General features: G+C 47.5%; 21 protein-coding genes. 3 read left to right on the top strand and 18 right to left on the bottom strand.

The features are described from left to right. Nucleotides 1–33: 33 nt before the first annotated feature. The 6 genes from opp4A to N288_RS07040 all read right to left on the bottom strand — a co-directional run bounded on the left by opp4A (nucleotide 34) and on the right by N288_RS07040 (nucleotide 7205). Nucleotides 34–1767, bottom strand: coding sequence for an oligopeptide ABC transporter substrate-binding protein (opp4A, locus tag N288_RS07065; protein ID WP_009794089.1), 1734 nt, complete (start codon nucleotides 1765–1767; stop codon nucleotides 34–36). A gap of 49 nt (nucleotides 1768–1816) precedes the next feature. Then, complete coding sequence (locus tag N288_RS07060) at nucleotides 1817–2830, bottom strand: ABC transporter ATP-binding protein (protein ID WP_009794088.1); 1014 nt, start codon at nucleotides 2828–2830, stop codon at nucleotides 1817–1819. Next, nucleotides 2830–3855 carry an ABC transporter ATP-binding protein gene (locus N288_RS07055; protein ID WP_009794087.1) on the bottom strand — a complete coding sequence of 342 codons (1026 nt, stop codon included), beginning with the start codon at nucleotides 3853–3855 and terminating at the stop codon, nucleotides 2830–2832. The genes N288_RS07060 and N288_RS07055 overlap by 1 nt, the downstream gene beginning before the upstream one ends. 165 nt (nucleotides 3856–4020) lie before the next feature. Continuing rightward, on the bottom strand, nucleotides 4021–4797 hold the full coding sequence (locus N288_RS07050) for a DUF2268 domain-containing protein (RefSeq protein ID WP_009794086.1): 777 nt from the start codon (nucleotides 4795–4797) through the stop codon (nucleotides 4021–4023). Between the two features lie 146 nt (nucleotides 4798–4943). Then, a complete protein-coding gene (gene fabF / locus N288_RS07045) occupies nucleotides 4944–6185 on the bottom strand; it encodes a beta-ketoacyl-ACP synthase II (RefSeq protein ID WP_009794085.1) in 1242 nt (413 codons plus the stop codon). 81 nt (nucleotides 6186–6266) lie between these two features. Next, on the bottom strand, nucleotides 6267–7205 hold the full coding sequence (locus N288_RS07040) for a beta-ketoacyl-ACP synthase III (protein ID WP_009794084.1): 939 nt from the start codon (nucleotides 7203–7205) through the stop codon (nucleotides 6267–6269). Between the two features lie 226 nt (nucleotides 7206–7431). Between N288_RS07040 and N288_RS07035 the strand changes: the two genes are divergently transcribed. Next, complete coding sequence (locus N288_RS07035; RefSeq protein WP_009794083.1) at nucleotides 7432–7782, top strand: hypothetical protein; 351 nt, start codon at nucleotides 7432–7434, stop codon at nucleotides 7780–7782. A 77-nt stretch (nucleotides 7783–7859) separates the two neighbouring features. Here N288_RS07035 and N288_RS07030 read toward each other — a convergent pair whose 3' ends face one another. The 4 genes from N288_RS07030 to N288_RS07015 all read right to left on the bottom strand — a co-directional run bounded on the left by N288_RS07030 (nucleotide 7860) and on the right by N288_RS07015 (nucleotide 11007). Then, nucleotides 7860–8051 (bottom strand): ComZ family protein, encoded by a 192-nt coding sequence (locus tag N288_RS07030; RefSeq protein ID WP_009794082.1) that lies wholly within the window; start codon nucleotides 8049–8051, stop codon nucleotides 7860–7862. A gap of 21 nt (nucleotides 8052–8072) precedes the next feature. Further along, a complete protein-coding gene (locus N288_RS07025) occupies nucleotides 8073–9035 on the bottom strand; it encodes a BMP family ABC transporter substrate-binding protein (protein WP_009794081.1) in 963 nt (320 codons plus the stop codon). A gap of 217 nt (nucleotides 9036–9252) precedes the next feature. Continuing rightward, nucleotides 9253–10059, bottom strand: a complete 807-nt coding sequence (locus N288_RS07020) for a Rossmann-fold NAD(P)-binding domain-containing protein (protein WP_009794079.1) — start codon at nucleotides 10057–10059, stop codon at nucleotides 9253–9255. A gap of 210 nt (nucleotides 10060–10269) precedes the next feature. Next, nucleotides 10270–11007 carry a lipase family protein gene (locus N288_RS07015; RefSeq protein WP_022543605.1) on the bottom strand — a complete coding sequence of 246 codons (738 nt, stop codon included), beginning with the start codon at nucleotides 11005–11007 and terminating at the stop codon, nucleotides 10270–10272. A 192-nt stretch (nucleotides 11008–11199) separates the two neighbouring features. Between N288_RS07015 and N288_RS07010 the strand changes: the two genes are divergently transcribed. Then, nucleotides 11200–11391, top strand: coding sequence for a YjzD family protein (locus N288_RS07010; protein WP_022543604.1), 192 nt, complete (start codon nucleotides 11200–11202; stop codon nucleotides 11389–11391). A gap of 61 nt (nucleotides 11392–11452) precedes the next feature. Here N288_RS07010 and clpB read toward each other — a convergent pair whose 3' ends face one another. Together clpB and N288_RS07000 are read right to left on the bottom strand one after the other, a co-directional pair. Further along, the gene (gene clpB / locus N288_RS07005; RefSeq protein WP_009794075.1) at nucleotides 11453–14053 is read right to left on the bottom strand and encodes an ATP-dependent chaperone ClpB; all 2601 of its coding nucleotides are present in this window, start codon (nucleotides 14051–14053) and stop codon (nucleotides 11453–11455) included. A gap of 205 nt (nucleotides 14054–14258) precedes the next feature. Beyond that, nucleotides 14259–14438: a YjzC family protein gene (locus tag N288_RS07000; protein WP_009794074.1), complete on the bottom strand. Its 180-nt coding sequence runs from the start codon at nucleotides 14436–14438 to the stop codon at nucleotides 14259–14261. Nucleotides 14439–14595: 157 nt separating this feature from the next. Between N288_RS07000 and N288_RS06995 the strand changes: the two genes are divergently transcribed. Beyond that, entirely contained in the window at nucleotides 14596–15405 is an 810-nt protein-coding gene (locus N288_RS06995; protein WP_022543603.1) for an undecaprenyl-diphosphate phosphatase, read from the top strand. 78 nt (nucleotides 15406–15483) lie between these two features. Here the strand turns inward: N288_RS06995 and argF are convergent, their stop codons facing one another. From argF to argJ, 6 genes are all read right to left on the bottom strand, one after another. Next, a complete protein-coding gene (gene argF, locus N288_RS06990) occupies nucleotides 15484–16440 on the bottom strand; it encodes an ornithine carbamoyltransferase (protein ID WP_009794072.1) in 957 nt (318 codons plus the stop codon). Continuing rightward, complete coding sequence (locus N288_RS06985) at nucleotides 16437–19550, bottom strand: carbamoyl phosphate synthase large subunit (RefSeq protein ID WP_022543602.1); 3114 nt, start codon at nucleotides 19548–19550, stop codon at nucleotides 16437–16439. The genes argF and N288_RS06985 overlap by 4 nt, the downstream gene beginning before the upstream one ends. Beyond that, on the bottom strand, nucleotides 19543–20622 hold the full coding sequence (locus tag N288_RS06980; RefSeq protein WP_009794070.1) for a carbamoyl phosphate synthase small subunit: 1080 nt from the start codon (nucleotides 20620–20622) through the stop codon (nucleotides 19543–19545). The genes N288_RS06985 and N288_RS06980 overlap by 8 nt, the downstream gene beginning before the upstream one ends. A gap of 108 nt (nucleotides 20623–20730) precedes the next feature. Further along, entirely contained in the window at nucleotides 20731–21888 is a 1158-nt protein-coding gene (locus N288_RS06975; protein WP_009794069.1) for an acetylornithine transaminase, read from the bottom strand. Next, nucleotides 21885–22655 carry an acetylglutamate kinase gene (gene argB / locus N288_RS06970; RefSeq protein ID WP_009794068.1) on the bottom strand — a complete coding sequence of 257 codons (771 nt, stop codon included), beginning with the start codon at nucleotides 22653–22655 and terminating at the stop codon, nucleotides 21885–21887. The genes N288_RS06975 and argB overlap by 4 nt, the downstream gene beginning before the upstream one ends. Nucleotides 22656–22665: 10 nt before the next feature. Further along, a complete protein-coding gene (gene argJ, locus N288_RS06965; RefSeq protein ID WP_009794067.1) occupies nucleotides 22666–23898 on the bottom strand; it encodes a bifunctional ornithine acetyltransferase/N-acetylglutamate synthase in 1233 nt (410 codons plus the stop codon). Nucleotides 23899–23913 lie beyond the last annotated feature (15 nt).

Here is a 23913-nt window from a genome sequence, read left to right as displayed (position 1 = left end):
ACTCCATTCCCCTTATCTAAACCTTATTTCTTATTACTCAACAATGTGCCAGTTGTAGAACTCATCTGTGCCGCCTGGAGTTACTTTGACTCCGCCAACACGTTTGTTGATTGCCCATGCATCTTCCCTTTGGTCGAAGAAGATTACAGGAAGCTCTTCGTTAACAAGTTTCTGCCACTCGTTGTATACTTCTTTACGGTATTCGATAACATCCTGGTTTTTATCTTCAGGGAATTGAACACCCTTCTTGATAAGCGCATCGGATTCTTCATTCAACCAGCGCCACATATTCCACTTGTCAGTTGACAGCCAAATGCCGGATGGATCTGGATCATATGAAAGTCCCCATGCACCATGGAAAGTTTCAACAGATGGATCATCTGCTTCGATAGTGTCATAGAACAGGTTGAAGTCTTTCAGGGAACCGCCGTTAAGCTGAGCCTTGACTCCAACTTCACCCCAAGATTGAAGAATGAACTGAGCACGCGCTTCAGAAGTTTCAGCACTTGCCATCGCATCGAAGTTGATAGAGAAAGGCTTTCCGTCTGGATCTTCACGGAATCCGTCGCCGTCCACATCTTTATAGCCGGCTTCATCCAACAGGCTCTTTGCCTTTTCTGGATCATAGTCATAAGTGTTGATTTCTGAATCGTCGATCTTAGCCCATGAAACGGACGGGAATGGAACGTTAAGCGGTTTACCTAAACCGTTTGTGAAAGCATCGATATAAGCTTGGCGGTCCAGTGCATAAACCAATGCCTGGCGCACGCGCTTGTCAGAGAATTTAGGGTTATCCATTACAACTTTTCCTGATTTTGCATCATAGCGTCCCTGGTCGATACCGATATAGCTGTAAGACATAGCATCGATTGTTACAGGGTTGATATTGCCAAGTTCTTTAATTTGTCCCCACTGGTCAGAAGGAGCCTGGATAACATCCACTTCGCCGTTTTCGATCAGGCCGGCAGCAAGGGATGGATCAATGATTTTGTAGACAACGCCGTCAAGCTTGGCAGGGCCTCTCCAATAATCATCATTACGCTCATATTCAATCATTTCGCCAGGAACGATGTTCGTTACTTTAAACGGCCCGACACCAATCGGGTTTTTACGGACTTGGTCAGAGTCAGGAAGTTCTTTAGAAGAAATATCTCCATAATAATGCTTTGGTTCTGGAATAGACCAGATGTTGTCAATCAGGTTGACAGAAGGTTCTGTAACTGTAACTTCTACTGTCAGGTCATCAATAACCTTGATACCTTCAATCGTGTCAGCTTTTCCATCTTTGTATTCCTGTGCACCCTTAATCATCGCCACGTTTGCGAAACGTGCTCCCTCATATGTAGGATCTGCGATCAGGTACCAGGCATATTCCATATCTTCAGCAGTCAATGGTTCGCCGTCATGCCATTTTACGCCGTCTTTCAACTTGAAAGTTACAACAGTGTTGTCTTCATTGAAAGTCCATTCAGCAAGGTTAGGGATCGGCTGCAGCTCATCATTGTAAGCAACCATTCCTTCGTGCATGAACTGAAGGGCATTTGCATCGTCTTCCCCTTCATAATAGGCATAAGATAAAACGCCTTTAAACGCCTGAGTATAACCAAATGTTACTTTTCCGCCTTCTACTTCAGTTGTTTCTGCATCTTTGCCGTCGTCTTTTTTCCCTGTATCTTCGCCTGAAGTATTCTCATTTCCGGAGCAGGCAGCAAGGAACATGGACATTACCAGCAGGACTGAAAATAGCCAAAATGCTGATTTCTTCATCGTTTTCCCCCCATAATTATCGGTTCTTTTTTTTCAAAATGGCCAAGCTTTAGTTATATAAGTGACATGCAACCCTATGTCCAGGCTTCACCTCCTTTAATTGAGGCTTGATCTTCGAGCACTCCGGCATTGCGTGTGCACAGCGCGGATGGAATGTGCAGCCGGAAGGCGGGTCGATCGGGCTTGGGACATCGCCTTCAAGGATGATCCGGTCTTTCTTTTTGCGCGGATCAGCCTCAGGGATAGCCGAGATCAGAGCCTGTGTATACGGGTGCAGCGGCTCTGCATATAAACTGGACTTATCTGCTACTTCAACAAGGCCGCCGAGGTACATGACGCCAATCCGGTCGCTCATATGCTTCACGACGCTAAGGTCGTGGGCAATGAAGAGGAAAGTAAGGTCAAACTCTTCCTGAAGCTCTTTCAAAAGGTTCAGCACCTGGGACTGGACTGATACATCCAGGGCGGAGACCGGTTCATCTGCGATGATGAGCTTAGGCTTCAGTGCCAGGGCCCGCGCGATTCCGATCCGCTGCCTCTGGCCGCCGGAGAATTCGTGCGGATATTTATAATAGGCATCTTCCGGAAGGCCTACCCTTGCCAGAAGTTCCATGACCTCAGGCTTCAGGTCCTTTTCTGAACGTTTTGTATAGTTGCGGATCGGCTCGGATATAAGATGGCCTACCATCATCATCGGGTTCAGGGAAGCATATGGATCCTGGAAGACCATCTGGAAATCCTTGCGAATCTTCCTGAGAGTTGTTCCGCGGAGATTTGTAATATCCTGGCCGTCGAAAATGATTTCCCCTTCAGTAGGCTCCAGAAGCCTCAGGATTGTCCTTCCTGTAGTGGACTTCCCGCAGCCGGACTCGCCGACAAGGCCGAGAGTCTCGCCTTTTTTGATTTCAAAAGATACATCGTCTACTGCTTTAACGGCAGCTACTGTCCTTCTCAGGATTCCGCCCTTGATAGGATAGTAGGTTTTCAGATTCTTGACTTCAAGCAGCGTTTCATTGGCGCTTTTGTCTTTTTTCAGTGCCGGGGATGTTGTTGCTGTCGTCATTATAATGTCACTCCTTCTTTCGGCCTGCTAGTTTCATAGAGCAGGCATGCTACCTCATGCCCATCTTCATTTTCAGCCAGCAGCGGGGTGACGGCAGTACATTCCGGCATTGCCTTTGGGCACCTGGCTGCAAACTTGCATCCCGTTTTAGGCATGTTTTTCAGTGATGGGACAATCCCCTTTATGGTGCTTAGCGATTCGACTTCTTCATCCATTTTCGGGATGGCGCCCATCAGCAGCTCTGTATATGGATGCTTCGGGTTATGGAAGAGTGTGTCGACATCTGTGCGCTCTACAATTCTTCCTGCGTACATGACAAAGACGTCATCGCACATTTCTGCCACTACCCCGAGATCATGCGTGATCAGGATGATGGACATATCATTTACTTCCTGTATTTCTTTCAGGAGCTCAAGGATCTGGGCTTGTACGGTTACATCCAGGGCAGTGGTCGGCTCATCTGCAATCAGAAGCTTCGGCTGGCAGGCAATCGCCATGGCGATCATAACCCTCTGCCTCATTCCTCCGGACAGCTGGTGAGGATACTCATCAACTATTTTTTCCGGACGGGAGATGCCAACGCTCTTCAGGAGTGCGATGCTTTTTTGCCTGGCTTCTTTTTTTGATAATTTCATATGGTTGAAGAGCACTTCCTGCAGCTGGAACCCTATTGAAAACACCGGGTTGAGCGAGGTCATCGGCTCTTGGAAGATCATTGCGATATCCTTGCCCCGTATTTTATTGATCTGGCGTTCACCCATGTCTTCGAGGTGAACCCCATCGAAGACGACCTCTCCTGATTTGATTTTGCCGATCCCCTTCGGAAGCAGCTTCATGACGGAAAGGCTCATGACCGATTTACCGCAGCCGGATTCCCCTACGATGCCTACTACCTGGCGCGGCTTGACTTTGAAAGACACATTATCGACTGCATTGTAGTATTTTCCATCGATAGAAAAAGCAGTCTCTAAATTATTCACCTCTAGCAAAGGTGCATCTGAATTGGAGTGTGATTTAAAGCTCATGGGACACCTCTTACCTTTTTGAATTGTCTGTTAATTCATTGTATTTGATTAAAATACTATTACAGATTTATTACAATTGCAAGATTTTTTTAAAATTTATTAACTTTCATTATTTCAGAAAAAACAGAAAGCCCTTAGTTTAGGGCTTTAAAGCGCTTTAATATACTAAAAAATTATAATTTGGTCTCCTAAAGTTTCGGGTTTTAAATTAAAAGAAACTTTTGTAGAAAAGTTATTCTTTTCGAAATATTGTTTCACAATCCAGTATCCTGCAGCATATCCGAGCAGGTCCGGGTATCTGCCTTTTCCGAAAAGGATCTGATCATGAACATGATCCTTTTTGGTTTTTTTCAAGTTTTCTTTAATATATTTCTCCCACCAGTTTCCAAGCTCTTTTTCCGTATAGCGGGTGCACCATGCTGCCACATATTCTTTGCCGCAATTCATTTCAACCGCATATTCCGCCATTCCTTCCAGCACCATGGAGTCCATAAGGGTGTAGTCCTGGAGTTTTTTCTTTTGCTCCCTGATCCGGCAGACGTGATGGTACTCATGGATAAAAAGGGATTCCAGCTCCTTATCATCCTGGGCATGTTCAAAGAAAAGAAACATCTTATCGGGAAATGAGACCCCTGATTTTACCGTTCCTGAACGCCTGGCCCTGCTCCCGCTCCTGTTCACCGGAAAGATATAAACAGGTATATCCGGCCCGTTCCACTTTTTCCGGTATTTCTTAAAAAGCCCGCCTGCTGATTTCCAAGTGCCTTGGCCGGCCAATTCTTCGTACACTCTGAAATTCACCCGATCCGGCCTGTACATCCCAAACCGTGTTAGATAACCATAAATAGGCTCCGGCTCCTTTTCCCCAAATTTATCCAGAAGCCGGCTGCAAATTTTCTCGGGCTCCCAGAAATCCTGTTCAAGCCATTTATCTGTTTCCATGATCCCCAATCGCCCTGCGCCTCCCTGTAAGATAATCTTTATATTCTATTGGCTGACGGCAGGAATGTTTCCCTGAAGACTTACAGAAATGCAAAAAGGCAGCACAGGCCGGAACCGGCGTGTGCTGCCTTTTTTGTTTCTATGTTTTATTCTGTATACTGTTTGAAAACGATGGTGGCATTATGGCCGCCAAAGCCCAGCGAGTTGCTCATTGCAGCCCTGATATCTTTCTTTCTGGATTCGTTTGGCACATAATCCAGGTCGCATTCCGGGTCAGGCGTTTCATAATTGATGGTTGGAGGGAGAATAGCATCCTTCATAGCGAGAAGCGTGAAGATTGCCTCTACCCCGCCTGCTGCCCCAAGAAGGTGGCCTGTCATTGACTTGGTTGAGCTGACGGCCAGTTTGTAGGCATGGTCCCCGAAAACTTCCTTGATGGCAAGCGTTTCAAATTTGTCGTTATAGTCTGTGCTTGTGCCATGTGCATTGATATAGTCAATATCCTGCGGGGAGAGACCGGCATCATCAATCGCCATTTTCATCGCCCGTGCTCCGCCCTCTCCGGCAGGAGCTGGAGCCGTAATATGATAGGCATCGCCAGTAGAGCCATAACCGACGATTTCTGCATAAATTTTGGCGCCCCTTGCCTTTGCATGCTCAAGCTCTTCCAGAACAACAATCCCAGCGCCCTCGCCGATGACAAAGCCATCTCTATTTTTATCAAAAGGGCGGCTCGCGGTTTTAGGATCCGGATTAGTCGACAATGCGGTATTGGCACAGAAGCCGGCAACAGACATACGTGTGATCGGAGCTTCAGCCCCCCCTGTTACCATGGCGTCCGCGTCACCCCTCTGGATGACCTTGAAGGCATCTCCAATGGAATTGGTCCCTGTCGCACAGGCTGTGACCGTACAGGAATTAAAGCCTTTCGCCCCGAGGGTGATGGATACCTGCCCTGTCGCCATATCCGGGATCATCATAGGGACAAAGAACGGGCTTACCCTTCTGTATCCTCTGTTTAGGAAGGTTTCAAACTGATTTTCGAATGTTTCCATACCGCCGATCCCCGAACCGATCCAGACGCCAATCCTTGGCGCATTCTCATCATTGATCGTTAAATCGGCATCCTTTACCGCCATCAGCGCAGAAGCTACTGCATAATGAGTAAAGCGGTCCATTTTCCTTGCTTCTCTTTTATCAATGAACTCATGGGGGTCAAACCCTTTGATTTCAGCTGCAACCTTTGCAGGATACTCATCGCTGTTGAGCCTTGTCAGAGGCCCTACACCTGAATTTCCCTCTATTATATTCTTCCATGCAGTTTCTGCATCATTACCGACTGGAGTTACTGCTCCGATTCCTGTCACGACAACTCTTCTATTTTCCATTATTTACACATCTCCTTCTTTGCCAAGGATACTTTTTCTTCATACACTTCCGGCCGGCCCGGCTTTCAGGCTGGCATTCTGTTATCTGCCCCAGCGCATAGCAATGGCGCCCCATGTAAGTCCGCCCCCGAAACCGACCATGACAAGGAGATCTCCGTCCTTGATTTTTCCGGCTTCCAGTTCATCGACTATCGAGATCGGAATGGAGGCTGCTGATGTATTTCCATACTTATGGACAGTTTTGGACATTTTCTCTTCCGGCAGCTCAAGGCGCTGGCGTGCAGCTTCCATGATTCTTATATTCGCCTGGTGAGGGATAAGGAAATCCACATCTTCCTTGGACAGCCCCGCTTTTTCCAGGACATTCAGGCTGCTTTCCCCCATTTGCCTGACGGCGAATTTGAAAACTTCCCGGCCGTTCATGTAAATGTGGTCATTCTCATTCTGATACAAGTGCTTTCCGCCAGTGCCGTCCGCCCCAAGCTCAAAGGACAGGATTCCCTTATCATCCGATACCGGTCCTATCACTGCAGCGCCTGCCCCGTCGCCGAAAAGAACCGCTGTGTTCCGGTCTTCCCAGTTGGTTATCTTTGACAGCTTTTCCACGCCTATGACAAGGATATGTTTATACGCACCGGTTTCAATGAACTGCTTTGCAGTTATCATACCATACATAAAACCTGCACACGCAGCACTGATATCCATAGCAGCAGCCTTGACAGCGCCAAGCCTCTCCTGCAGCATACATGCAACAGTCGGGAACGGCTGGTCCGGAGTTACTGTTGCCACCAGAATCATATCAAGGCTTTCTGCAGAGACCCCTGAATTTTTAAGGGCGGCAACCGCAGCATTATAGGCTAAGTCGGAAGTATCCATATCGTCACCCGCTATCCGCCTCTGTTCTATCCCTGTCCTTGTTCTGATCCACTCATCGTTTGTATCAACCATTTTTTCCAAATCAAAATTTGTCAGTATCTTTTCCGGAACGAACTTTCCGATTCCAAGTATGCCTGCATTCATGGAAACCCACTCCTTCTCACAATTTAAAAGCCAGCCGGCGAATCAGCCGTATTTATACTCATATTATTATCAATTATTATGACTTGGTACTAATTTTAGCAAAAATAATAAAGAAGAAGCAACCTTTTTACTCGAAAATTTCTCTTGCGCCACGGCTTCTGCCCTAACACAGGAAATCCCGCGGCATACGTTATTATAAAGATATTCAGGGGAAGGGGAATGCACGATGGACACGGACAGCAGGGAAGAAAAGCAGCATTCGGAGCTGGACGGATTCTCCAGGTTCATGTTCGGCCCGAGGCAAAGGGTACAGGATGATATGGCAAATGAGGCTTCAGAGAGCAAAGGCCCATCAGTGAGACCAATGGGGGATTGGATACTAGGCGGCCCGGAGCGCAAGCCGGCAAACGGCCGGGAAGATGCGCGGGAGCCTGGCCAGATTGAAAAGATTCTCGATGGTGTAGACCTTGGACAGCTGATGGACAATATTGATACTCTGATGACTTCAGCCGGACAGCTGAAGCCGCTTTTTAAAAAGGTGACACCTCTATTCCAGCAGCTCCTGAAAAAAGGATAAGAAGAGTTTTCCATTAATTTGAATAAAAAACAAGCTGCCTGATTATGGGCAGCTTGTTTTATGTATTGATATCCGTTTTATTCCCCGCTTTGGGCATCCTGCCTGCCTAGCTCGTATGCCTCATTCATAACTTTTGTGAAAAGTGTCATAAATGGCTGGATCATCTCGAGCGACAGCTCAATACCTGCCTTTTCCAGCTCCTGCTGGGCTTCAGGCATATATTTCATGGCTATTTGCATAAACTCCATCGTTTTATCATTGGATTGCATAAGGACATTCCCTCCTTTTCCTCAACTTTGGCCAGGCAATTTGCCTGTCTCTTTATACCTTTCAATAGATGAGTTTAGCTCATCCCGATAATTTGGGTCAACATCCGGGCTGTATTTTCCAAGCGAAATCACACCATCATCAAAATCAAATGACAGATTCCCCGATTTAAGCTCCCCATTATTCATCCTTTCAGCTACCAGCTCATAAAGTGCATCTACATGCTGGATCGTACTCGTAAGGACGGTCGATTCCCCGAGGTCTGACTGGTCGGATATATAGCCGATCGCATACAGACCCAGTTCTTTTACTTTTTCGATCACAGGCACATTAAAGCCGTCGCCGGCAGGGTAAATCACATCAGAATGATTCCTGGCCATGACATCCAGAAGCTCCAGGGCCCTCTGTTCATTATCCCATTCTCCGACATAGCGTATCTCCACCTCTGTATCTTCATTCTGGTAGATGGCTCCCTCATAAAAACCCTCGACCTCAGGCTGCCATTCAAAGGCTGCCATCACTCCAACTTTATTGGTTTCTGACATTTCTGCCGCAAGCATCCCTGCAAAATAACCCATAGCATACCCTTCAAAATTCAAGCTGGTGGTGTTCTCATTATTGGCATCGCCATTAAAGCTGACAAAATGGATGTCAGGGTATTCATCCGAAATTTCATTGAAATATAAGGCGTACTCGTTTCCGTGGCCAAAAATAAGGTTTACCCCCTTCTGGGCGTACTCCCTTACAGCACGCTCAACAACGGGAAGAGAGTTCATTCCTTCTTTATAGAATACATCCACATCGAATTTGGACTGGATTTTCAGCATCCCTTTATAGCCTTTCGTGCCCCAGACCTGGTCATTGATCGTATCGGGCACCAGCAGCCCTGCTTTCTTCAGCTCTCCGCGGGGAGAAGCTTGTCCGCATGACGACAGCACCAGAAGGAGCAGCAGAATCGGGCTTATGAATTTCACAAAACGGAGCATGTATATCTGACCGCCTTTCCAAGTGCACTGATAAAGGCTCTCTAAATGGTGCCGCTGGCCATTAGAACAGGCCAGCAAAAAGGCAGTAGTGCAGCTTCAGTATTTAAGGACGGCACCGGCTGTTCCGGCACCGGATGAAAGAGTCATAAGACCCATAATTTCCTCGTCTTTTTTCATTTTACCCTTAATTCAGCGGAATGAAAATATTTTTCCTCCATTAGAAAACTTTGGGGCTGCCCGGCCCGCTTAGCCGGCTGGAAGAATCCGCGCTTCTTTTCACATACTCCTGCTGCTTATCCAGCACAATATGATAAGGTATTTGTTCTTTGATGATTTTCCTGTCTGCTTCAGGAGCAATTGCGGGACTGCAATCGGCGGGCTCCTTCATGCCAAGATGCTTGGCACATTTTCCCCAGCGGCCTTTTTCCCCGCTCCATAACAAAAGAGACCCGGTTTCTTCTGTTGCGGCTGCTTCAATAATTCCTTCAGCGGCTTCCGCTGCATGTATTGCATCCCCTTTATGTTCAAGCATGGTGTTATCCTTATTTTCCAGCCCCTCGATTGCCCTCTGAAAAGCAAAAGCAGAAGGCTGCCATAGCCCGAACAGGGTAGGAAGATATATTTTCAGGGCTCCAGAATGGCAGTTCCCCTCGTTCCCGGCTTCATAATACTGGACGGGCATCAGGATAACAGGCTTGGAGCGTGTTTCTTCTATTGATGCCTCTAAATGTCCAAACATCCCTTCCCATAAGGAAAGCTCCGTTTCTTCCCTGAAATAAAAGTCATAAAGCGAAAGGAAGATGAGATGAGGTTCCTCAATGGAGCCATTTGCCTTCCAGTCTGCTTCGCTGAACACAGTAAAATTGGCATTGCGTCCAACCAGCAATTCTTTATCTGCTGTATACCTGTCATCCCCCCTGGAGCCTGGAACAATCCCTGTCACTTCAAGCCCGCGGTCAAGCAGCTTCATCGCCAAATGGAAACCCAAAAATTCGTATGCGCCTACAACAATTGCCCGATTCATTGCACTTCCTCCCTGATACACCTACTTTTAGTATCCTATGCCGGGGAACTGGAAATATTTCTCCTTGGCTTGTAATCTCAAAGGGGATTGGCGCTGCTGCCAGACTGAAATCGAAGTTAAAAAATTGCTTTCTCTTATCATGAAGGCTTTGTTAAACAAGGTACACTCACACAGCATCATGTAAAAAAAAGCCTATTGGATAATAGGCTCCTATAAAATCTTCTCATATGATTTTAAAAATTTGGCCATCTGGCTGCCAAGCTGCTGCTTTTTATCTGGGAGCATATAGCAGATTGATATGGGCGCCTTCTCATCCTTCCACTTGACAGAAAGTTCATTCAGCAGGCTTGACTGTTTATATGCCCTGCCTCCTGACAGTACATGGATGATTTTCACCGGGATCGGCGTGCGGTCCATTATTTCCTCTGCCGGCATGCTTCGTTCTGCCAGAGCCCGGGGCGAGTCAGACTCATGTGATATGGCAAGCTCCTTAAGAAGCTTTTTATAAAAGAATTTATGTTCCTTTTCCTGCTCCAGATGGTCCTTGAGTGAAAGGACAGGGTTCAGGAGGATGACAGAGCGGATCTTCCCTTCCATTTCCTTCATGAGCTTCAAAGCAGCCAGCGCTCCCATTCCTTCTGCGATAATGTGGATTTTTTCATTGATGATTTCTGTCCTCAGGACATGCTCATATAAATTCCTCGCCATTTCTACCGCTTTATCGCTGCCCCAATTCCTCCCGTACAGATTGGAATAGAACACTGTATATCCTGCTCTTCTCAGCAGGCGGAGAATCGCTGCCTTTCCTTCATTCTGCGTCCAGAAGCTGCTCTTTTCGTCAACGAAATGCCTCTCATCCCCAATGATCATGATACCGAAACCTTTTGGCCGCTCAGGATAGTGGATCATATTCCATTCGGTATCGAGTTTGAAGTTTCGGTGTTCCATTATAAAAACTCCTTTTACATATGTGATCATAATTAATGTATGAAAAGCATGGATAAATGCAAGGGAATATGCCTACCATCAGTGAAAAAGAGGAAACAGCCCCCGGCCCGCGGACAGTCATGGCTAAAAGGCGTTTATTATTTTTTCAGGTTGTGGTAATATGATATAAGATTACATAATGAGGTGAAAACAGTGAAATACTTTTGGACTCTTTTCTGGACTTTCCTGCTTGTAGAAATGCTGACATATGTAGTCAGTTCCATGATTGGCTCAACATTTGATTTTGTAACCGGTGCCATCCTCGCTGCAGGTGCCACTATCCTTATTCTTGTTCTGTCCGCCATTATCCCTGAGGAATCTGCAGGCAAACAAGGCTTGCATTAATCAGCCGCCAAAACCAGGTCATCCTGCATGAAGCAGGATGACTTTTTTTGGCTGCGGTCCTTCAGGACTTCCTTAAAGCATTAAGTCTGATGCCCCCATCTTCAATTCCTATTTCGACAGAGCTGTTATCCCGGATCCTTCCGGAAATGATTTCCTTTGCAAGCCTGGTTTCGATATTCCTTTGGATGAATCGTTTAAGCGGGCGCGCCCCATACACCGGATCAAATCCATTTTGTGCAATATATTCTTTTGCTTCATCCTTTATACTTATTTTAATGTGCTGGTCTTCAAGCCTCCTCTGAAGGTCCAGCATCAGCTTGCCGACAATCCCTTTAATGTCTCCCAGCGACAGGGGCTTGAACAGGATCATTTCATCGACTCTGTTAAGAAATTCAGGACGGAACCGGCTTCGCAATTCGGTCATGACCCTATCCCTTGTCTCCTCCGGGATTTCTTCGCCTGCCTGTTCGAGCAGATAAGCAGAGCCGATATTGGAAGTCATAATAATGACTGTATTCTTGAAATCAACCGTCCGGCCCTGAGAGTCCGTTACCCGTCCATCATCCAGCATCTGCAGGAGAACATTGAAAACTTCAGGGTGGGCCTTTTCAATTTCATCAAGAAGAATGACTGAGTACGGCTTTCTCCTTACTGCTTCTGTAAGCTGTCCACCTTCCTCATATCCTACATACCCGGGAGGTGCGCCGATTAGTCTTGAAACCGCATGTTTTTCCATATATTCGGACATATCGATCCGGATCAGCTGTTCTTCATTGTCAAAAAGGGAGTGAGCGAGTGCCTTGGCCAGCTCAGTCTTTCCTACTCCGGTTGGCCCCAGAAAGATAAAAGAGCCGATCGGCCTGTTCGGGTCCTGGATGCCGGCTCTTGCCCGGAGAACGGCATCAGCTACAAGGCTGACCGCTTCCTCCTGGCCGATGACGCGCTGATGGAGAGTATCCTCAAGCTTGAGGAGCTTTTCCCTTTCACCCTCTACAAGCTTTGTGACAGGGATTCCGGTCCATCTCGCCACAATGCCGGCAATTTCATCTTCTGTTACCTCTTCGCGGAGGAGACGCTCTCCCTGCCTTTCCCCTTCCTCGGATTCCAGCTTCTTCAGTTCTTTCTCGAGAGCAGGGATAGATCCGTGCCGCAATTCCGCCGCTTTGTTGAGATCATAATTATTCTCAGCCTCCTGAAGATCCAGGCGGTATTTCTCCAATTGCTCTCTTTTTTCCTGAACCTTTTGGATAGCTTCTTTTTCAAGCTCCCATTTCGTTTTCATGGAGTATGCCTTTTCTTTCAGTCCTGCCAGTTCTTTCTGGAGGGCTTCAAGGCGTTCGCGGCTGCTGTCATCACTTTCTTTTTCGAGAGCCGCTTCTTCTATTTCAAGCTGCATGACGCGGCGTGACACTTCGTCAAGCTCAGCAGGCATAGAATCGATTTCTGTCCGGATCATGGCGCATGCCTCATCAACAAGGTCAATCGCTTTGTCCGGCAGGAAGCGGTCTGTGATATATCTGTCAGAAAGAGCTGCTGCAGCGACCAGGGCACGGTCATGTATGTTGACGCCATGGTGGATTTCAAATCTCTCCTTAAGCCCCCGCAGGATGGAGATGGAATCCTCTACATCCGGTTCGCTTACCAGCACCTGCTGGAACCTGCGCTCAAGCGCCGGATCTTTTTCAATATATTTTCTATGCTCGTTAAGTGTAGTGGCACCAATGCAGTGCAGTTCTCCTCGTGCAAGCATCGGCTTCAGCATATTCCCTGCATCCATTGCCCCTTCGGTCTTCCCCGCCCCTACAATCGTGTGGAGTTCATCAATGAAGAGGAGAATCCTGCCCTCACTTTTTTTCACTTCATTCAATACCGCTTTCAGCCTTTCTTCAAACTCGCCCCTGAATTTGGCCCCTGCAACAAGGGAACTCATATCGAGTGAGAATATCGTTTTATCCTTCAGCCCCTCCGGCACATCCCTGCGCACAATCCGCTGGGCCAGACCTTCAACAATGGCTGTTTTGCCAACGCCCGGCTCGCCGATAAGAACGGGATTATTTTTCGTCTTCCTGGAAAGGATGCGGATAACATTCCTGATTTCACTGTCTCTGCCGATTACAGGATCCACTTTTCCTGCCTTTACTTCCGCAACAAGATCTCTGCCATATTTCTTCAACGCTTCATAAGAAGCTTCCGGGTTTTGCGAGGTCACTTTTTGATTCCCCCTGATAGCCATAATGGCCGTATTTAATTCTTCAAAGCCAGCACCAATACCGGCCAGGAGCTTGCCAGCCTGGGTTTTTCCGCGCACAGCAGCAAGCATCAGATGCTCTGCTGAAAGATAAAGATCTTCAAGCTCCTGCATCATTTTCTCCGCCTCAGCGAGAAGCCTCTGCAGGGCGGCAGTTATATACAGTTTACCTTGTTCTGCTCCTCCGCCTGATACCTGGGGTTTTCTTGCCAGGCTATCCTCAAGACCGCTGCTGAAGCTTTTAGCAGAAGCCCCGGCTCTCTCAAGGATCGTGCTGACAAGGCTGTCTTCCTGTTCCATGAGGCTCAGGAACAGATGGGCTTCGTCTACTTCCTGATGCTGCATGATCGCTGCCTTTGACTGGGCATTCAAGAACCCCTGCTGCATCCTTTCCGTCATTTTGTTAAGATCCATTAAAAAACCTCCTTTGACCTTTGTTGACCTTTATTTATATTATAGACTTTTGTACATGTATGTAAAGAATTTAGATGCCCTCTTATCTATTGCCTTTTCACTCTCGTTAAAAACAAGCTTTTACAGGTTATGCACCAGCAAAGCATACGGCCGGGCAGTTTTGGGAACATATGAAAAAAAACGAGGGGAATGATCCCCCCGCTTCTTAAGGCTTTCGCTGGTATGTCCAGATCCGGTTATGATTGGAAGCTTCCGGAAATGTGTCTCCCGCTTTCATTTTCAGCTGCTTCGGGTTATTGACATTGCTCCCGGTTTCACCGATTTCGATATAGATCCCGTTATTGGGAGCCTTCTGGCCCGGACGGAATTGGCGGTTCTGCCCCATCGTGCAACTCCTCCTTATAGTCAAAATCATTATTATTATATCCATCCACAACCGTGTTAAAGGAAGAAACAATTCCCACGCCCTGATATCGCTTTACACGTCCGGCTGGTTATAGTTAAATGAATAAGGATAAAAAAGAAAATTGGAGGATAAACAATTGGATTTTTTCACTTTAGTCAAGTATCTGCTTTTAGGATTATTCCAGGGATTCACTGAGCCTATCCCCATCTCCTCCAGCGGACATTTGGAAATTGCCGAGCACTTTATGGATTTAAAAATAGAAGGCATGAGCTTTGCCCTGCTTGTTAACGCTGCTTCTTTGATTGCGGTTCTCATTATATACAGGGAAGATATCATCAGGCTTGCCAAAAACGGCCTTGTGTACATAACAACAAAGGATAAAAGGGCAGAAGCTGATTTTCGCTTTATCATTTATCTGATCATCGGCACCATTCCTGCCGGCGTAATCGGCATCCTGTTTGAGGATTACATCGATGAGCATCTCGCCAATATTAAAACCGTGGGAATCACCCTGGTAGTAACTGGTCTTGCTTTGTGGCTGATCCGCAATATGAAAGGAAGGAAGAATGATGCAGGGCTCACGGTCAAGGATGCCGTCATTGTCGGCCTTGCTCAGGCGGTTGCACTCATTCCCGGCATCAGCCGGTCCGGGGCGACCATCGTAGCTTCCATGGGCCTTGGCATGAAGCAGGAAACTGCGCTTAGATTTTCTTTCTTGCTGTATATTCCAGTCAGTGCCGGAGGAATGATCCTTGGCCTTAAGGACCTGCTCGGCGACCCAAACTTAGGATCACTGGCCCTCCCCTACGCCATTGCCTTCATCGCTTCTTTGGTGGCATCCTATTTTTCACTGAAGTGGTTCATGAATATCATGGCTAAAGGGAACCTTATTTATTTTGCCATCTACTGCTTCATTGTTGGGCCAATCGTCTATTTTCTATCATAAGTCAAACTGACTGCCCTAAAAAATGATACCTTTGCCACAAAAAAAACCCAGAGTCCGCGGTCTCTGGGTTTTAAGTATTTATAAGAGCTCTGAGAGCAGCGCCTTCTGGGCGTGGAGACGGTTCCCCGCCTGCTGGAATACAGCAGAATGGCTGCCATCGATTATATCTGCAGCAACTTCCTCACCTCTGTGCGCCGGGAGACAATGGAGGAAGGTATAATCTTGTTTTGCAGCTGCTGCAAGCTGGGCATTTACCTGGTAAGACTTGAATATCTCAAGACGCTCGGCATTTTCCTGTTCCTGGCCCATACTGGTCCAAACATCAGTATAAAGGATGTCAGCACCTGCAGCTGCTTCAATGGCACTATTCACTACTTCAATTTCCGCGCCGGTTTCTTTGCCAAACTGCTTTGCCAGCGCCAGCACCTTTTCCTGGGGTTCATATCCTGGTGGTGCTGCAATTGTCAGATTCATGCCTACCTTGGCTGCTGCAATCATCAGGGAGTGGGCTACATTATTCCCATCACCTGCATAAACAAGCTTTAATCCTTCAAGCCTTCCTTTCACTTCATAGATGGTCAGCAAGTCGGCCAGCGCCTGGCAGGGATGGTAAAGATCCGTCAGCCCGTTGATAACCGGAATATCTGCATGCAGTGCAAGCTCCTCAACCATCCCATGGGAAAAGGTCCTGATCATAATCGCATCAACATACTGGGAAAGAACTTTTGCTGTATCTGCAACGGTTTCCCCTCGCCCAATCTGCAGATCATTGCTGTTCAGATAAAGGGCACTCCCTCCGAGCTGGATCATACCAGCCTCAAAAGACACCCTCGTTCTTGTTGATGGCTTTTCAAAAATCATTCCCAATATCTTTCCATTCAAAGACTTGGAATCCTTGCCCAGCAGGGAGGCATTCTTCATCTTCCTGGCCTTCTGGACAAGACCCAGAATTGTATTTTTAGAGAAATCAGCCAGGGTCAAGAAATCCTTCCCCTGGATATCGAGGCTTTTATCAGCTGCTTGTGCGGTTATCATACATGTGTCACATCCTTAATGATTTGATTATGCCATTCCTGAAGAGGGCATACTTCCCATTCTTTGACCTGGAGAGATTCCAGGAAGGCATTGAGCGTTTCCGGCTGTGTAAAGACAGGGAGGCGGTTCTTGACAGCAAATTCTCTCAGCACAAAATCTTCCTGTGCTTCTCCCCTGCTGAAGACAGCAAGGATGTTTGCATCCATATCCCGGTCTCCACCTGCCGTCTGAAGAGTTATTCCTAAAAGGTCCAATGTCTCTTCAAGACCTTCCATACGATCTGTTTCGCCTCTTCCCGTCATGATGACAGCTGCTGCTGCAGGCTTTATTTCTTTATGAAATGCTTTTTTCACAGCTTCATTCAATGAAGTGGCCAAAGCAATTCCTTCTCCTGTCGACCTCATTTCCGGTGATGTTTTTGGATCAAGCCCTTTAAGGGCATAATTTGAAAATACCGGATATTTCACACAGACAAACGGCAGATTATCGTACACCGGCCCTTCTGATTCGGGCAGTTTATATTTCCCAAGCAATATTTTTGTCGCAATTTGTACAAGAGGGACATTTGCCACCTTGCTGACAACCGGCACAGTCCTGCTAGCCCTCGGGTTTACTTCAAGCAGGTATACTTCCTCTCCGTCAACAATATACTGGATGTTCATCAAACCTTTATAGGCCAGATCCTTAACAATTTTTTTCCCATACTCGAACATTTTTTTCTTAGCTGTCCCGGAAACGGACTGTGCCGGCAGTACGGAGAGGCTGTCCCCGGAATGGACCCCTGTTTTTTCGATATGTTCCATGATGACCGGGACAAGGATGTTGTCTCCATCAGCTGCAAGATCCAGCTCTGCTTCAGCAGCATGCAAAAATTGATCACAAAGCACAGGGTAGGTGATTTCCTGCTTTTCCAAGAAGCTCGACAGCTCGCTGCTGCTCCTGATTATGTGCATTCCTTTTCCGCCGATGACAAAAGAAGGCCTGATCAGGACTGGGTAGCCGATTCTTTCTGCTGCTTCTCTCAGCTCTGTGTCCCCTGCAGCAGTCTCTCCCTTGATCCTCGGAATCTCCAGCCTATCGAGGAGGCGGTAGAACAGGTCGCGGTCTTCGAGGTCATCAATGACTGCCGAACGCGTCCCAAGCAGGTTGAGCCCTGCCTTTTCCAGCTTATCGGCCAGGTTAAGCGCAGTCTGTCCCCCCAGCTGGACGATGACATCTTTAATGCCTTCTGAATCGGCAACATTAAGGACTGCCTCCGGTGTCAGCGGTTCAAAATAAAGGCGGTCGGCTGTTGCAAAGTCTGTACTGACCGTTTCAGGGTTATTATTGATCATCACTGTTTCAATGCCTTCTGCCTTCAGGGCAAATACCCCGTGTACAGAGCAATAATCGAACTCGATTCCCTGCCCGATGCGGATAGGTCCGCTTCCGATGATCAGCACCTTCTTGTTTTCGCTTGGCAGCTGCTCGTTTTCCCCATAATAGCTTGAATAATAATAATTGGACTGTGCTTCAAATTCAGCTGCACAGGTATCCACCATTTTGTATGAAGGCAGTATTCCCAATTGCTTTCTCTTCTTCCTGACTGACAGAGCATCTTCCTTCCATATGGATGCAAGATACTCATCGCTGAATCCTTTCTCCTTGAACACCTGCATCTGTTCTTTACAAACCGTTTCAAGAGAACAGGATGCAATTTCCTTTTCAAGGCTGGCAAGGCCGGCAAAGCATTGAAGATAAAAGAGATCGATTTTTGTAAGCGCATGGATGGAATGGATATGATGCCCTCTGCGCAGGAGCTCCATTACGATAAAGAACCTTTCATCAGTCTGGCCCTTCATTCTGGTGATGAGGCTATCATCTGTCAAGCCGCCCAGCCCGTAGTTTTTCAAATCCAGATTGCCGCCTTCAAGCGACTGTACTGCTTTTAGCAGCGCCCTTTCGATATTGCGGTCAATCCCCATCACTTCCCCCGTTGCCTTCATTTGAGTGCCAAGCCTGCGGTCCGCTTCTGAGAACTTATCGAATGGCCATCTCGGGAATTTTACGACCACATAATCAAGGGCTGGTTCAAAGCTTGCATACGTATCGCCAGTAACCGGGTTGAGCAGCTCGGACAGGCTGTACCCGACAGCCAGTTTGGCAGCCATCCTTGCAATTGGGTATCCTGTCGCTTTTGAAGCAAGCGCAGACGATCTGCTGACCCTCGGGTTCACTTCTATCAAATAATATTTCTTGCTTTCGGGATCCAGGGCAAATTGAATATTGCATCCTCCGATGATTCCGAGTGCGGAGATGATCTTGATAGACGCAGAGCGCAGCATCTGATATTCTTCATCAGTCAGCGTCTGGGAAGGTGCGATAACAATCGAATCCCCGGTATGGACGCCTACTGGGTCGATGTTTTCCATATTGCAGATGGTGATGCATGTATTATCTTTGTCGCGCATCACTTCATACTCAATCTCTTTATAGCCTGCAATGCTTTTTTCCACAAGGCATTGGGAAATCGGGCTTTCGAGGAGCCCTCCCTCGACGAGAAGCATGAATTCTTCCATCGAATGTGCGATCCCGCCGCCTGAGCCGCCGAGCGTATAGGCAGGGCGGACAATAATCGGGAAGCCAGAAGCTTCGGCAAACCGCTTTGCTTCCTTTGCTTCCCTGACAATTTCACTGTCCGGTACAGGTTCATCCAGTTCTTTCATCAGCTGACGGAATTCCTCCCTGTCCTCGCCCTTTTTTATGCTGGCAATCGGGCTGCCGAGCATTTTGACTTTATATTTTTCCAGCACTCCTGTTTCGCTCAGTGCCATTGCCAGATTCAGGCCTGTCTGGCCCCCCAGCGAAGCCAGCAGGCCATCCGGGCGTTCTTTCATGATAATTTTTTCAAGTGAATCAACGGTGAGCGGCTCAAAATAAATCGTGTCCGCATAACTGTGGTCTGTCATGATTGTCGCAGGGTTATTATTGACGAGTATGACTTTATAGCCTTCCTCTTTCAGTGCCATGCAGGCCTGTGTCCCTGCATAGTCAAACTCTGCGGCCTGGCCGATGACAATCGGGCCAGATCCTATTACTAGTATTGAAGTGATCGTCTGGTCTTTAGGCATAAGCTGTAACTCTCCCATGTGCTGCATTGATTATTTCAATAAACTCATCAAATATATATTCTGCATCCTGCGGCCCGGGATGGGCTTCCGGATGGAATTGGACTGTACTGAGCGGAAGTGATTGATGAACAAGACCTTCAACTGACCGGTCATGGAGATTATGAAATCTTGTCTTCAAGCCGGTTCCCTTCAGGCTTTTCTCATCCACAACATAACTATGGTTCTGGGATGACATCATGACTCTTCCTGTGCGGGAATCCGCTATTGGATGGTTGGCCCCCCGATGGCCAAATGCCAGCTTCTTAGTGTCTGCACCAAGTGCCAAAGCTGCAAGCTGATGGCCCAGGCAGATTCCCAGGACTGGAAAGCTGAATATCAGCTTCTTGATTTCAGGCAGCATATCTTTCAGCTGCTTTGGATCACCAGGTCCATTTGAAAGCAGGATTGCATCCGGCTGCAGACCATTGATTTCCTCAAAGCTGGTGTTAAAAGGCACGGTTGTGATGCGGCATCCGCGTTTAAGCAGTGATTCAGCAATCGATTTCTTATTTCCATAATCGATCAGGACGATATGGATGCTTCCGGCACCGGCAGGAGTATGCACGGTTTGCGAGACAGCTCTTACTTTTAAGGAGCTTTTTTCATGTGAACAGCAGGTTTTTTCTTTTTGAAGCGACATAACAGCCGGCATTGTGCCTGCATTTCTGATTTTTTTTACGACTGCTCTTGTATCGATATGTCCCAGGAGCGGTATTCCCCATTTCTTCAAATACGCTTTAAGGCTGTATTTAGACTGGTAATGATGCGCACCTTCCGGGGTTCCATAGATAATGACCCCTGCAGCATGCGGCTTTCTGCTCTCAAAATCTGTTTCATTTACTCCGTAGTTTCCTATTTGCGGATAGGTGAACACAATAATCTGGTCTTTGTAGGACGGGTCCGTCAAAACCTCCTGATAGCCGGTCATGCCGGTGAAAAAGACAATTTCCCCCTCTGTATGCTCCGGCGGGGACTCAGAAATCCACTCACCTTCATATGTTTCTCCGCTGTTTAAATGTAAGTAGCCCTTCATTGTGCAAACACCTCTGCTAACGCATAAATATTATTTTTTATTAATTTTTATACATAACCTTCAAAATAAAACAGCTTTTTCAGCTGTATGATATATTTCTTGCTTCTCTTATGAATGGACTGATGCAGTAGTCCGCAGTGTATCTGCAATAATGCCTGCAGCTTGCTCTATCTGTTCCAATGTGCATGTTAAAGGAGGAAGAAGCCTGATGACATGTGTTCCAGCCGGTAGGGCGATCAGACCTTTTTCTCTCAGCATCTGAAGAACAGGCTGAGCTTCAACCAAGAGTTCGATCCCTGCCATCATTCCGAGGATGCGGATATCCTTCACTCCCGGAATATCTGAGAGCGTCTCCTGCAAAACATTCTTGAAGCTGCCGCTCAGTTCTTTGAGGCTTGACTTGAATCCTTCATCCATGACGGCCTCCAGAGTCGCGGAAGCTGCAGCTATCGCTATCGGGTTCCCGCCGAAAGTAGATCCGTGGCTCCCCGGGCCAAATGACTCTGCCAGATGTTCTTTTCCAAGCATGGCGCCTATCGGCAATCCGCTGCCCAGCCCTTTTGCCGATGTTATCATATCCGGCTGAATATCAAAGTGCATATACGCAAATGGCTTAGCCGTCCTGCCAATCCCTGTCTGGATCTCATCGATGATCAGGAGGATGCCCTTTTCTTTGCAAAATGCAGCAAGCTCCCTTACAAACGCTTTATCTGCAATATGGATGCCGCCCTCTCCCTGCACCATTTCAAGCATGACTGCCGCTGTTTCTTCATCTGCTGACTTTTTCACTGCATCTATATCATTGAAAGGAACATACACAAATGTTTCAAGCATCGGCCCATAGCCGTGTTTGATCTTCTCCTGGCCAGTAGCTGACATGGCCGCAAATGTCCTGCCATGGAAGGAGTTGAGAAAGGTAATGATTTTCGTTTTCCCGGTTGCCTTCCGGGCCAGTTTGATGGCCGCTTCATTTGCCTCGGCCCCGCTGTTGGCAAAATACGCCCTGTCCATCCCGGCATATTCACATAAAAGTGAGGCTGCTTTCTCCTGGCCTGATTGTTCAAAAAGATTGGAAACATGCCAGAAGTTTCCCAGCTGTTCCTTGACAGCTGCTTCTACCGCCACTGGACGATGCCCAAGATTGCAGACGCCGATACCTGACGTGAAATCGAGATATTCTTTTCCGGCCTTGTCGATGATGGTGCATCCGCTTGCTTCTGCTGGTTCGATATCCCAGCGCTGGTATACAGGAAAAAGATTGCTCATGCCATTGTCCTCTCTTTGCAATTAATTTGTGTTCCGCCCCATGCACCGCCTGTATAAAACGGCTTTACTCCTGAAATGATCCGGACGCTTTTCACTCCCTGCCGGATAGCAGCCAGGGCCGATTCCACCTTCGGGATCATCCCGCCTGAGATGGTTCCATCCTGTATATATGCTGAAGCCTTTTCATCATCCAGCCTATCTATTAAAGCCCCTTCTGCCTTGATGCCTTCTACATCAGTCACAAACAGGCATTGCTCTGCATTCAGGGCCAGGGCCACGGCAGCCGCTGCGTAATCTGCATTGACATTGAGCTTCTGGCCTTCCTTTGTTTTAGCTAATGGTGTGAGAACTGGAAGATACCCGTTTTGCAGGAGAAGCTGCAGCACTTCAGCCGAAACATGATCAATCCTGCCGACAAAGCCCAGGTTTTCCTTATCAACATATTCTGCTTGGAAGATACCGTCCGGACCATTCATTCCAAGAGCATTGAACCCATTCTGCTGAAGCAGATCGGCCAATTTCCTGTTGGATTGGCCGGCAAGGACCATTTCAGCTGTTTCAAGGGTTCTTTCATCCGTTTTTCTCAGCCCCTGTACAAATTGGGACTCTATTCCTTTAAGCCTCAGCATATCATTGATCTCAGGACCGCCTCCATGAACAAAGATCATCTGATAACCCTGGATATTCAGTTTCTTAAGGCTGTCAAAAAAATCGCTTGTCAGCTTTTCTAAGATACTGCCTCCGCATTTAATGACAATTAGACTCATCCGTGCCCCCTTAAGTGCGATAGCTCGCATTGATTTTGACGTAGTCATAGGATAAATCACAGCCCCATGCTTTTCCCCGGCCTTTTCCATTATGCAGGTCTACCGAAATCTTTATATTTTCCTTCTGGAGATAGGCATTTGCCTCTTCTTCCGAAAATGCTTGCGGTTCACTGTTTTTCAGCATGCATATCGGACCAATCCAGATATCCACATTTTCAGGATCCAGGCTGATATTGCTCTGTCCGAGGGCGCCGATGATTCTGCCCCAGTTTGCATCTGCTCCATATACAGCAGTCTTAACAAGATTAGATCCTACGATCTGCTTTGCTGCTGCGGCCCCCTCCTGATCGGAAACAGCACCGGCAACTTCTGCCTCAATCAGCTTCGTCGCCCCTTCACCGTCCTTTGCGATCTGCTTTGCAAGATTCTCACAGCAGGACCCGAGGAGGCCAAGGAATACATCCCATTCAGGGTGCTCCGGAGACAGAGGCTGATTCCCGGCAAGTCCGTTGGCCATAACCAGGACCATATCATTTGTAGAGGTATCACCATCAACCGTAATCTGGTTGAAGGTACTGTTTGTGACTTCCTTTAATGCTTTCTGCAGGACTGATTGAGAGATGCAGGCATCGGTTGTAACAAAACCAAGCATTGTAGCCATATTAGGATGAATCATGCCTGAGCCTTTGGCTGCTCCGCCCATCCGGATCGGAACACCGTCAATGTCTGCTTCATAAGCACAGCTTTTCATGACTGTATCGGTCGTTAATATGGCAGTCTGGAAGTCTTCTGCACTTTCTGCTCCATTTTTTGGCTCAAGCGCCGCTATTCCCGCATGGATTTTCTCCATTTGCAAATACTCGCCTATCACACCAGTGGAAGCAACCGCTACCGAACATTCCTCAAGGCCGAATTTCCCGGCTGCCAGCTTCCTCATCTCAAGCGCATCCTTATATCCCTGCTGCCCTGTACAGGCATTTGCACAGGCACTGTTCACGATCACCGCCTGCAGCACTCCTCCGGCGGCCAGGCTTTCCTGGGTTACCTTCAAAGGGGCTGCCTGGAAAAGGCTTGTTGTATAAACAGCCGCACTGTTTGCCGGGACTGTGCTGATAATGGCACCAACATCCTTTTTACTGTACCTTAGCCCTGCGTGTACACCTGCAGATTTATACCCCTTTGGGCTGATAATGCTGCCATCGGAAATCTCCCTCACAGCACTTTCTTGTGACAATGCTTGCATGATTTGCCTCCTAAG

The organism is Bacillus infantis NRRL B-14911, assembly GCF_000473245.1.
Classification (GTDB): Bacteria; Bacillota; Bacilli; order Bacillales; family Cytobacillaceae; genus Bacillus_AB; species Bacillus_AB infantis.
The sequence above is the reverse complement of the archived record's forward strand: the minus strand, read 5'-3'. Positions and strand labels throughout refer to the sequence as shown.